Genomic DNA, 11,430 nt, shown 5'->3' with positions numbered 1-11,430 from the left:
AGTCCCTCTTGAACGACTTACCTGCCACGCTCAACCTTCTGCCTTTCTGCACCCCGGTGACCCGCCATGCATGAGGCGGGCGGCGAGACCCTCAACCTTCTGTCCAGCCTGGGCCTGAACCTGTCGCCGCAGACGCTGACGGTGCTGGCCGTGGCGCTGTTCGTGGCCACCTACGCCATGATCCTGCTGGAAAAGTATGTTCACCGCACGGTGGCCGCGCTGCTGGGGGCCTGTGCCGTGATGGTGCTGGGCATCCTGACGCCCACCCAGGCGTGGGCCAGCATCGACTTCAACACCATCTTTCTGCTGTTCGGGATGATGAACATCGTCAACGTGCTGAGCCGCAGCGGCTTTTTCGACGTGGTGGCCCGCCGCGCCATGATCATCACGCGGGGCGAACCGGCGCGGGTGCTGTGGATCTTCTCCATCTTGACCGCCGTGTTCAGCGCCTTCCTGGACAACGTGACCACGGTGCTGTTCATGGCTCCGGTGGTGGTCACGGTGGTGGCGCGGCTGGGGCTGCGGCCCATGCCGTACCTGATCGCGGTGATCCTGGCCAGCAACACCGGGGGCACCGCCACGCTGGTGGGCGATCCGCCCAACATCATCATCGGCTCGGTGGCGGGCAAGGGCTTCGGGGACTTTCTGGTGAATGTCGCGCCGTATGCCACGGTGGCCACCTTCCTGGGCATCGGCCTGATGCACCTGCTGATGAAGGCGCGCGGCGATCTGGCCGGGGCGGGAGACAGTGAACGGCTGCGTGCGGCTCTGACCGACACCACGCCGATCAAGACCAACCCCAAATTGATGAAGCAGGCGCTGGGCGTCTTCGCGGTCACGCTGCTGCTGTTCATCGTCGGCCACCCGATTGGGCTGGAGGCCGGGCTGGTGGCGCTGACCACCTCCACCTTCCTCATGCTGATCGCGGACCTGACCCCAGTGGAACTGTTCGAGCAGGTGGAGTGGACCACGTTGCTGTTCTTCATGGGCCTGTTTATCGTGGTGGGCGGCCTGGAGCATGTCGGCGTCTTCCAGACGGTGGCGGCAGGTCTGACGGGCGTGATCGACGGCAACATCGGTACCGGCATTCTGGCGGTGGGCTTTGCCAGCGCGATCATCAGCGGCTTCGTGGACAACATCCCCTTCACCATCAGCATGGCCAGCGTGCTGCGCGAGTTGCAGGTCACCCTCGGCCCCGCGATGGACCCGCTGTGGTGGGCGCTGTCGCTGGGCGCGTGCCTGGGCGGCAACCTGACATTGATCGGCGCATCGGCCAACATCGTGGTCTCGGACATTGCCGCCCGCGAGGGTCATCCGATGGGCTTCGTGGAATTCATGCGCTATGGCACCCCCGTGGCGTTGATCACGGTCACGGTGGCGCTGGGACTGTTTTACGGGGCGTTTGTTTTGCGGGGCGGTTGATCGGGGAAGTGTTGATCGAAGAAGTGCAGAATGCTGCTGACTGAAGATGGGGTCTGAGCAGGTTTGTTGCTGAATGGCCCCTCACCCCAAGCTTTCGCAAGTCCCTCTCTCGTCCTGAGCTGTACCAGTCCCACGGGGGGAGAGGGGAAAAGTCTTTAGACCCCCCAGACCCTCCGCAGGAGCCTCCCCCATGCAAATCCTCGATCTCGCCACCCTGCTGGTCTGCGTGACCGCCGCGCTGGCCTTTGTGAATGCCCGTTACTGGAAACTGCCCGCGTCGATTGGCGTGACCGTGGGCGGCCTGGGCGTCAGCCTGATCATCTTCGCGCTGGTCAGCCTGGACGTGCCGTTTGCGCGGGACGCGGTGAATCTGGTGCGCGGCATCGAGTTCAACGATTTCGTGTTTCAGGGTGTGCTGTCGTTCCTGCTGTTCGCCGGGGCGCTGGGCGTCAACTCTCACGCGCTGTGGGCGCTGCGGGGGCCAGTGCTGACCTTTGCGCTGCTGTCCACGGCCATCTCGATTGCGCTGGTGGGTGGGGCCACCTACGCGCTGCTGGGATTGTTCGGACTCCAGGTGTCGTTCATCTACTGCCTGCTGTTCGGTGCGCTGATCAGCCCCACCGATCCGGTGGCGGTGCTGGGTATGCTGAAACAGGCCGGGGTGCCCAAGCGAATCGAAACGCTGGTGGCGGGCGAGAGCCTGTTCAATGACGGCGTGGGCGTGGTGGCCTTCGCGGTGCTGGCCGGAATCGCGGCGGCTGGGGGCGGAGGCGGTGAGGTCCACGGCCCCGCCATGAGTGCAGGCGGCGTGGCCCTCTTCTTCGCGCAGGAGGCGCTGGGCGGGCTGGCGCTGGGGCTGTTCCTGGGCTGGGTGGGCTGGCTGGCGCTGCGTTCGGTCAGCGATTTTGTGGTGGAGGTGCTGGTCACCCTGAGTGTGGTGCTGGCCTGCACCGCCATTGCCGCCAATCTGCACGTCTCTGCGCCGCTGGCCGCCGTGGCCGCCGGGCTGCTGATCGGCTCCCTCAAGGACCGCCGCCCGGAGGGGCTGTCGTCGCGCGAACGCTTCGAGGGCTTCTGGCACCTGGCCGACGAGCTGCTGAACATCTTCCTGTTCGCGCTGCTGGCGCTGGAGGTGGTGGTGGTGCGCTTCAGCGGGCAGTCGCTGCTGCTGGGGCTGATCGCCATTCCGCTGGTGTTGCTGGTCCGCACCATCAGCGTGTACCTGCCGGTGCTGGTGCTGGGGCGGCGGCGCGACTTCAATCCGTACACCCGCCGCCTGATGATCTGGGGCGGGCTGCGCGGGGCCATTAGCGTGGCGCTGGCCTTCACGGTGCCCGCCGGGCCGGAGCGCGATCTGTTCCTGGTCATGACCTACGTAGTAGTGGTTTTTAGTATTATTGTGCAGGGGCTGACGGTGGGATGGCTGGCGGCGCTGGCGAGTGGGGTAGGCGGTGAACTAGAGTAATACTCAGGAGTTGCACCTATGAATAGCGCGGGGACAGCGTCTCAGACGATAAATCTGAACCTACTCGTGTGGGGCGGTTTCTGCCCTTCTCTCGCCTTTCTCTGCTCCCCCACATCTCAAAAGCCTCGTGTCTCAATGCTGTCGTCACGCCTTTCAGCATTTTCCCGAACCGATCACGCCTATCCAACTTTGCCAGACCAGTCTGGTGGCTCTTCTGAGATTTTCGTGCCAGGAGAGGTTCTTTCTGATTATGCAGATGCAACTCCTGAGTAATATAGAAAACTTATTGATTATATTATATTGAAGTGTATCGATTGATAAAATATGTATTTGGAGGAATATTTTGTATTGAATGTCAAAAAGATTTGAGAGTTGACTGTGTCATACACCTCGCGCGTTTATAAGGTAGAGTCGTAAAATGTCAAACTTCGTAGAAATTCTAAAAGAAATATGTTGTATTCTTTAAAACTAAAACTAGATACACTAAAGATTAATAGTGTATTTAAATATGGTATGGCGAATATTCTGCCACGAAGTGTTGCTTTATTTGGAGCGTTACTGCTAACACCTTTAGCAATCAGTCGACTTGGAATCGCTGATTACGGTATATGGGTGTTGGCAACTTTAATTCCTACTTTAATTTTAGCGCCCGATTTTGGCATCACATACGGTTTAGTAAATGAGATATCAAAAATTTTTCTTAAGTATAGATCTATAGCATCCCAAAAATTGAGATTGCTCAACTTAAATAAATTACTTAAATATATTGCCTTTGGATGGCTCTCGCTAGGTCTTATCATAGCTGGGTTTTACACAGTACAAAGTGGCTCTGGCGCTCAATCACCCCGTCTATTTGTTTCTCTTTGTTTGTCATTGGCTACTTTCTCAATTAGTATCCCTGCCACTCTTTGGGCAAGAACGCAGCTTGGCATCGAACGAGGTCATGAGGCTCTGCGTTGGGAAGGCATAGGGAAGCTTGCTAGCTTCTTGATATCGCTGTTGATATTACTTTTTGTACCAAATTTATACCTCTTCATTATAGCTACATTGTTACCAACTACAATTTGTGCAATAATTAATGGCTTTGTTTTTCGTAACAAGACTTTTGGAAAATCTAACCAACACAGGGAAAATCTTGATAGCCTCAAACAAATTATGCGTGATGAGAGTGAGCTGATATCATCTGGACACTACTTTTTCATTGCTCAAGTTGCATATCTAATAGGCTTAGCGTTAGATCCTTTCATAATCAACTACTTTTTAGATTCTAAGGAGGTTGCGTATTACAGTATTATTAGGCGTCCGTTTGACGCTTTACCGCTTATAATTACACTGTTTTCTACTGGCTTATGGCCAGTCTTCAATAAATTAAATGAGATGAACCAGATCTTCCAATTAAGATCTATTATAAATCGACTTTTTATGTTTTCTATAATTATGCTTTTCATAAGCTCCTCACTAATAATTTTATTCAAGTTTTATCTATATGGTTTTATCGGTAACAATAAAATAACTCCCTATGAAAGTGATATTTTTTGGATTGCACTACAAACTCTAGGGGTTACAATATTTATTATATGCAATAATTATCTATATGCGGTAAATTTAATAAAGCTTCAATCAATTATATTACTGATTTCAGCTTGTATATCAGTTTTAATCAAAATATACGTCATTGAGAGAGCTGGAGTTCATGCATATTTCTCTGCATCAGCTATAACTTATACAACCCTTACTACAATTCCTGTAATATATTTAACTCTTTCGCACGTTAATCGCCGATTAAAAGACACTAAAGGTGACTTTATGTAGGAGCGTTTATTTTAATGAGAGTATATTCAAGAAATAGTAAATTATGTAAAGGAGAAGTCGTGAGAAATATCATACCAGAATTAAATTCTGGTCTCAAGTTAAGAATTTTGAGGACTACCCAAGATGAGGCTGTGATAAATATATATGGTTCGTTTATATAAAATCATTATTCTAGTTGCTTTGGGAGTATGCGCTCTTTTGATAGGAGACGGGCGCATTATCTTTGGGATTGGCTTTTTTGCTATGCTCGCTTATGTCGCCGTATCGGGTAAACAGGTTACCCAGATACGTTTGGATCATATTTGGGCACTCTCTTATACAATATTGATTTCAACCGAGGGATTCTTTGATGCGGGGTTTATCACTAGAACGCTTGATGTAGGCTATTTTGATAGGGCTGCTCAATATATTACTCTCATTAACATAGGATTTCTTCTGGCCTTTAATACTATTCGTCCAATTAAAATCTATGAAACGGTAATGATAGAACATTCGATCAAACGTGGATATCTGATATTCTTATATATATCTATGACTATGTACATACTACTGTATGCGCCTGTGGCTATCGAGACAGTGGTTTTAGGACGAGCAGTTGTTCTTGAGGAAGACCTTTCGCGAGGTCTAATAGATTTGATTAAGGGGGGAGTCATTCTAAATCTTGGAGTATTCTTGCCTATCGCGTTTGCATATCATTTTTATTTTTTGCGAGATCTAAATAAACACAGGGCTATGTTATATACTATATTGGTCTATCTTCCGGTATTAATGATTCAATTAGGTATGGGTGTGCGTTCGCCTTTAATTCTCACGGCCCTCGGCTTAATTGTTATTCACTCAAGTCGTTATCCAGGTGGTGGGGGACGTGTGTTAAAATTAGGAGGACTAGGTTTTACTCTTATAGTACTGGGCATCACAATCACACAAGTCAGGTCATATGGACTCTCACAAGGTGCAACTATTAGCTTCGCTTATGATAATAGTGAACGCTTTCCGACGTCAGAAGGTGTGGTTGAATATTTTTCCCGAATGGTTCAATATTTTGACTTTGAACCACTGCGAGGTGGACGTGAACACCTCGCAGTTGCGTTGTTCTGGGTACCACGAAGCTTTTGGCCAGACAAGCCTGAACAGCTTGAACACTGGTTCTATAGAGAGTATTGGGGACCACTATCATTAGGAGTCAGCGATGCACATAGTATTGCGGCAACATTTGCCGCTACATCGTATGCCGATTTTGGCTTTATGCCCACACTGATGATATGGACCATGGCGGGTTTTTTGTTTGCGCTTTTAAACAGATATGTCATGACATATGTTTATATCAAAGTAGGTCACCATCGTATAGTTTGGGCAGCAGTTATCACTAGCCTTACATTCTATGCTGTACGCCAGATCAACTACGTATTATTTTTGGCAGTTGGGTTTTCTGTAATCTGGTTGACCTACAGTCGATATATAACGACTCAACAACAGGAAAGCATAAATTCACGTTCTTTAAATCATATTTCTGATACACCACCTTATCCGGCAGATGATTAAATAAATAGAGACTGTGATGATATCTTTAAATCGTCACGGCATCGTTCTGAGCATATTTTAGGCTTGGGACGGCTAGTTTCTAAATGAATTTAAGCAGAACCTACGCACGAAAAAGCGGCAAAAAGATTGTGAATTGTGCTGTAAATTGGTAAGGCTAAATCTGTCTTTGAAGAAACGTTGCTGCACAAATGTCTACACCGGATTTAGTTCTTTACCTCGGAGTGAGTAATCTAAGGGCAGTCGGATATCATGTTAGTAATATGGTGGGTAGACGGTGTAATTTATTAAACATACGGCCCAGTCTATGGCAATAAATATAAACTCGTCGATCACTTTACTATGTACGCATGTTCACTGGTGTAATATCTCAAATCAAAGATAAGTAGCTAACGGGAGTAGAATAAAGCATATCCAAAGGTTTGTATCGGCGAAAATTCCCTCTGATTGCGCCACATGAATCTGATTGATGCCTTGATTTGCACCCGCTAGCTACTTAGTCACTTACATGGGAGAATATAAAAATGATAAATGATTTGGAGAATAAGATTATTCTGATTACTGGCGGCACTGGCTCGTTCGGCAACGAACTGCTTCAACTCGTTAAAGATACAGAGGTGCGCGAGGTCCGCATTTTTAGCCGCGACGAGCTGAAGCAGGAGCAGATGCGCGTGCGCCTCAACAATCCGAAGGTTAAGTTTTACATTGGGGATGTGCGAGACCGTGCCAGTGTGGATGCGGCGATGGAAGGCGTTGATCTGGCTTTTCACGCAGCGGCGCTGAAGCAGGTGCCGTCCTGCGAATTCTTTCCTATGCAGGCTGTTCTGACCAATATCGTGGGCAGCCACAATGTGGTGGAATCGGCCATTGCCCACCGCATTCAGTCGCTGGTCTGCCTCAGCACCGACAAGGCCGTGTTTCCAGTTAACGCGATGGGCATGAGCAAGGGCATGATGGAGAAGGTGGTGACAGCGGCGGCGCGGCGTTTAAAGGAGGGCGACACTGTGATCTCCAGTGTGCGCTATGGCAACGTGATGTACTCGCGCGGCTCGGTGATCCCGCTGTTCATTGACCAGATCAAGCAGGGCAAGCCGCTGACGGTCACAGATCCAGAGATGACCCGCTTTCTGCTGTCTTTGCGTAGTGCCATCGATCTGGTGCTGTTCGCCTTCGAGAACGCTGGGCAGGGCGACATCTTTGTTCGCAAGGCCCCAGCGTGTACGGTGCAGGATCTGGCCCAGGCGCTGGGGAACCTGTTCGAATCGGACGTGCCCGTGCATGTCATTGGCACCCGCCATGCCGAGAAGCTGTTCGAGACGCTGGCAACGGCGGGTGAGATCGCCAAGGCCCATGATATGGGTGACTACCTGCGTGTCAGGATGGATGACCGCGATCTGAACTACGCCAAGTACTTCACCGAGGGCAGCCCCAAAGAATCCACCTTGGAGGATTACACCTCGCACAACACCCAGCGCCTGACCGTGCCGGAAGTTGAAAAGCTGTTGCTTACCTTGGCCGATGTTCGCCGTGAGCTGGGATTATGAATCCGTAGCTACGAGAAAATTCAACTTTGCTGGCAATTGAACTTACAGCGTCGGTAAAGTCCACCGTGCTTCAAGACCGATAAAGTGAATGCTTGATCGTGCTAAAACTCATATCATAGGTGGTGAGGGTGAGGAATTTAAAAAAACCAATCGTTGCAATATTCACCGATATTTATCTTCCAGGCGTGAAAGGCGGTGGACCTATCCGCACAATTGAGGCAATTGTCGAAACGCTTGGGGATCGTTATGATTTTCATATTTTTACAGGAGATAGAGATCTAGGAGACGCTGGACCATATGAATTTATAGCGCGCGACGTATGGTTAGACCGGGGATCATATAAAGTAATATATTTATCCCCAGAAAAGTGGTCCCTCCAAAATCTACGACGCTTATTGGATTTGTTGTCGCCTCAAATTATCTATCTGAACAGCTTTTTCTCATCAACCTACTCACAGAAACTATATCTCCTGAAGCTTCTCGGTAGAATAAAAGGTCAGATACTTATGGCACCTAGAGGAGAGTTCTCTGCTGGGGCGCTGCAATTGAAATCTTTGAAGAAAAATATTTACCTCAAATTATACAAAATATTTTACAGGCCAAGTTTAGTCAGCTGGCATGCATCAACGACGTATGAACTAAACGATATTATGAGAGTTCTTCCTAGTTCTAGAAATATATTTGTAGCTTCGGATGTGTCACTTCTTAAAATAACTAATATGATATCGGCTAGTCAAAATTTATCCGAGAAGTGTGTCAAAATAGTGTTTATATCCAGAATATCTCCGAAGAAAAATCTGAAATTTGCTATAAGGTCATTAAAGAATAGTAAATTTTCGGCGATTATGGATGTATATGGACCGGTTGAAGATGAATCGTACTGGGAATCGTGTTTAAAGGAAGGCGAAAATCTTCCGAAAAATGTTCAATTTAAGTACGAGGGCGCTTTATCTCATGATAAGATACGACATAAGTTTGCTGAATATGATATATTCCTCTTTCCCACATTAGGAGAGAATTTTGGACATGTAATTGTCGAATCTTTGTCTTCTGGATGTCTAGTTATGACAAGTAAGAATGTTCCGTGGAATGATCTTGAGCAGGACGGCGCTGGTTGGAATCTTATACTGAATGAAGAAGATTTTTTGAGAGAATTGACGCAATATAGTTTACTGAGTGTATCCGCACGAGATGCCAAACGAAAATCTGCTATCGGATATGCCCAGGCTAAATTTGATCCTTCGGTGGCCGCTGAGGAAACTGCGGTCATCTTCAATACGCTCATAGATAAAGGCTAAGTGGGCAATGGCATTGTAGAAATTGAACGATCAGATATTCTACACATTGTTCTTTTTGATTTTTTCTAAGTTACTACGTGGAGAGGCATATGAATGTAGGTATCACTGGTGCGTGTGGAATGCTAGGCACCCATGTCCGCGCCTATTTTCACGGTCTGGATGACTTGGAAGTCCACGCCGCTGATCGGCAGACCTTCGCCTCGGACGGGCTGGCCGACTTCGTGGACGGCTGCGACGCCGTGCTGCATCTGGCTGGCATGAACCGGGGCGAGGATAATGTGGTGGCCCGCACCAATCTAGACTTGACGCGGCAACTGATCGCAGCTCTCGAAGAACGCGGCAGCGCGGCGCACGTCCTGTTCTCCTCGTCCACCCATATCGAACGTCACAGCGCTTATGGCACATCCAAACGTGAGGCGGCGGCACTGCTCTCAGACTGGGCAGGGCGCAGCGGGGGGAGGTTTACCAACGTCATCCTGCCCGGCGTCTTTGGCGAGGGCGGCAAACCCTTTTACAACTCGGTGGTCTCTACCTTCTGTCACCAACTGGCCAGCGGTGAAACGCCCACGCCACACAATGACGCGCCGATTGAGCAGATTCACGCCCAGGAAGTGGCGCGGCATTTTGAAACCCTGCTGCGGGAGGGGACAGTGGGCGATGTGTGGGTTCAGGGCGAGGACATGACGGTTTATGGTCTGCTCCATATCCTGACTGAGATGCGCGATCTATACGCTCAGCACATCATCCCTGACCTGCGTAAGGATATTCGGCGCGATCTGTTCAACACCTACCGCTCCTATCTGTATCCGGGACATTATCCGGTGGCGCTGACCCTGCACACGGACCCGCGCGGCAGTCTGTTTGAGGCGGTCAAGAGTCCCAACGGCGGCCAGAGCTTCATGTCCACCACGCATCCGGGCATCACGCGCGGCAACCATTACCACACCCGTAAAGTTGAGCGGTTTCTGGTCACGGGTGGCGAGGCCGAGATCAAGTTGCGCCACCTATTCGGCGGCGAGGTTCAGACCTTCCGCGTGTCGGGCGAACAACCCAGTTACGTGGATATCCCCACTCTACACACGCACAACATCACCAATGTCGGGGGCGGTACGCTGACCACGCTGTTCTGGACACATGAACTGTTCGATGCGGCCCAGCCCGACACGGTGGCCGAACCCGTGGAGCGCGCATGACACAGCCGGACCTGAACGCCAAGAAACTGAAAGTTATGTCCATCGTGGGCACCCGCCCGGAAATCATTCGGCTGTCCCGGGTGCTGGCGAAGCTGGACGAGTACACCGATCACGTCATCGTGCATACCGGCCAGAACTACGATTACGAGCTGAATGAAATCTTCTTCTCCGATCTGGGGGTCCGCAAGCCCGATCACTTCCTGAATGCCGCAGTGGGCACGGCGGCGGAAACCATCGGCCACATTCTGATCAAGGTGGACGCGGTGCTGGCGCAGGAGCAGCCGGACGCGGTGCTGATCCTGGGCGACACCAACAGTTGCCTGTCGGCCATTCCAGCCAAGCGGCGCAAGGTGCCCATTTTCCATATGGAGGCAGGCAACCGCTGCTTCGATCAGCGCGTGCCGGAAGAGACCAACCGCAAGATCGTGGACCATACCAGCGACATCAACCTGACCTACAGCGACATCGCCCGCGAATACCTGCTGCGTGAGGGCCTGCCGCCAGACCGGATTATCAAAACGGGCAGCCCGATGTTCGAGGTGCTGACCCACTACCTGCCCCAGATCGAGGCGTCGGACGTGATGGCGCGGCTGGACCTGAAGGCCGGGGAATATTACGTGGTCAGCGCCCACCGCGAGGAGAACATCGACTCGGACATGAATCTGGACGGGCTGGCGCTGGCGCTGAACACCATTGCCGAGACTTACGGGCGGAGGGTGATCGTGTCCACGCACCCGCGCACGCAAAAGCGCATCGACGCGCGGGGCATCACGTTTCACGCAAATGTGGAGCTGTTGAAGCCCTTGGGCTTTCACGACTACGTCCACCTGCAAATGCACGCCCGCGCCGTTCTGTCGGATAGCGGAACCATCACCGAGGAGTCGAGCATCCTCAATTTCCCGGCTCTGAACATCCGTGAGGCCCACGAACGGCCCGAAGGTATGGAAGAGGCCAGCGTGATGATGGTGGGTCTGTCGCCAGAGCGCATCATGCAGAGCTTGCGGATTCTGGAGGACCAGCCGCGCGGCCCAGAACGGGCACTGCGGCAGGTCTCGGACTACAGCATGCCTAATGTTTCGGACAAGGTGCTGCGAATTCTGATCAGCTACACGGATTATGTCAACCGTGTGGTGTGGCGAAAGGGTTAGAGTCAGCTT

At 51.1% G+C, this 11,430-nt stretch carries 8 protein-coding genes; all 8 read left to right on the top strand.

The genetic code is table 11. The features are described from left to right. The first annotated feature begins 66 nt into the window (after window positions 1–66). The 8 genes from BOO71_RS23420 to wecB all read left to right on the top strand — a co-directional run bounded on the left by BOO71_RS23420 (window position 67) and on the right by wecB (window position 11,421). Window positions 67–1,422, top strand: coding sequence for an SLC13 family permease (locus tag BOO71_RS23420; RefSeq protein WP_075836648.1), 1,356 nt, complete (start codon window positions 67–69; stop codon window positions 1,420–1,422). Between the two features lie 190 nt (window positions 1,423–1,612). After that, on the top strand, window positions 1,613–2,887 hold the full coding sequence (locus tag BOO71_RS23415; RefSeq protein WP_075836646.1) for a cation:proton antiporter: 1,275 nt from the start codon (window positions 1,613–1,615) through the stop codon (window positions 2,885–2,887). 450 nt (window positions 2,888–3,337) lie between these two features. Beyond that, the gene (locus BOO71_RS27340) at window positions 3,338–4,699 is read left to right on the top strand and encodes a lipopolysaccharide biosynthesis protein (RefSeq protein ID WP_139323154.1); all 1,362 of its coding nucleotides are present in this window, start codon (window positions 3,338–3,340) and stop codon (window positions 4,697–4,699) included. A 144-nt stretch (window positions 4,700–4,843) separates the two neighbouring features. After that, window positions 4,844–6,241 (top strand): hypothetical protein, encoded by a 1,398-nt coding sequence (locus tag BOO71_RS27335; RefSeq protein WP_139323153.1) that lies wholly within the window; start codon window positions 4,844–4,846, stop codon window positions 6,239–6,241. Between the two features lie 533 nt (window positions 6,242–6,774). Then, on the top strand, window positions 6,775–7,782 hold the full coding sequence (locus tag BOO71_RS23405) for a polysaccharide biosynthesis protein (RefSeq protein ID WP_303046783.1): 1,008 nt from the start codon (window positions 6,775–6,777) through the stop codon (window positions 7,780–7,782). A 128-nt stretch (window positions 7,783–7,910) separates the two neighbouring features. Further along, window positions 7,911–9,080 (top strand): glycosyltransferase, encoded by a 1,170-nt coding sequence (locus BOO71_RS23400; RefSeq protein ID WP_139323152.1) that lies wholly within the window; start codon window positions 7,911–7,913, stop codon window positions 9,078–9,080. Between the two features lie 89 nt (window positions 9,081–9,169). Further along, window positions 9,170–10,273 (top strand): polysaccharide biosynthesis C-terminal domain-containing protein, encoded by a 1,104-nt coding sequence (locus BOO71_RS23395; RefSeq protein ID WP_075836638.1) that lies wholly within the window; start codon window positions 9,170–9,172, stop codon window positions 10,271–10,273. After that, on the top strand, window positions 10,270–11,421 hold the full coding sequence (gene wecB, locus BOO71_RS23390) for a non-hydrolyzing UDP-N-acetylglucosamine 2-epimerase (RefSeq protein ID WP_075836636.1): 1,152 nt from the start codon (window positions 10,270–10,272) through the stop codon (window positions 11,419–11,421). The genes BOO71_RS23395 and wecB overlap by 4 nt, the downstream gene beginning before the upstream one ends. The last annotated feature ends 9 nt before the right edge of the window (window positions 11,422–11,430 follow it).

It is taken from the genome of Deinococcus marmoris, assembly GCF_001949125.1.
Taxonomy (GTDB): Bacteria; Deinococcota; Deinococci; order Deinococcales; family Deinococcaceae; genus Deinococcus; species Deinococcus marmoris_A.
The sequence above is the reverse complement of the archived record's forward strand: the minus strand, read 5'-3'. Positions and strand labels throughout refer to the sequence as shown.

What these genes read in the sequence shown, in the direction of transcription:
- BOO71_RS27335 (WP_139323153.1), top strand. Translation starts at nt 4,844, where the DNA reads ATGGTTCGTTTATATAAAATCATTATTCTAGTTGCTTTGGGAGTATGC.
- BOO71_RS23415 (WP_075836646.1), top strand. Translation starts at nt 1,613, where the DNA reads ATGCAAATCCTCGATCTCGCCACCCTGCTGGTCTGCGTGACCGCCGCG.
- BOO71_RS23395 (WP_075836638.1), top strand. Translation starts at nt 9,170, where the DNA reads ATGAATGTAGGTATCACTGGTGCGTGTGGAATGCTAGGCACCCATGTC.
- wecB (WP_075836636.1), top strand. Translation starts at nt 10,270, where the DNA reads ATGACACAGCCGGACCTGAACGCCAAGAAACTGAAAGTTATGTCCATC.
- BOO71_RS23420 (WP_075836648.1), top strand. Translation starts at nt 67, where the DNA reads ATGCATGAGGCGGGCGGCGAGACCCTCAACCTTCTGTCCAGCCTGGGC.
- BOO71_RS27340 (WP_139323154.1), top strand. Translation starts at nt 3,338, where the DNA reads ATGTTGTATTCTTTAAAACTAAAACTAGATACACTAAAGATTAATAGT.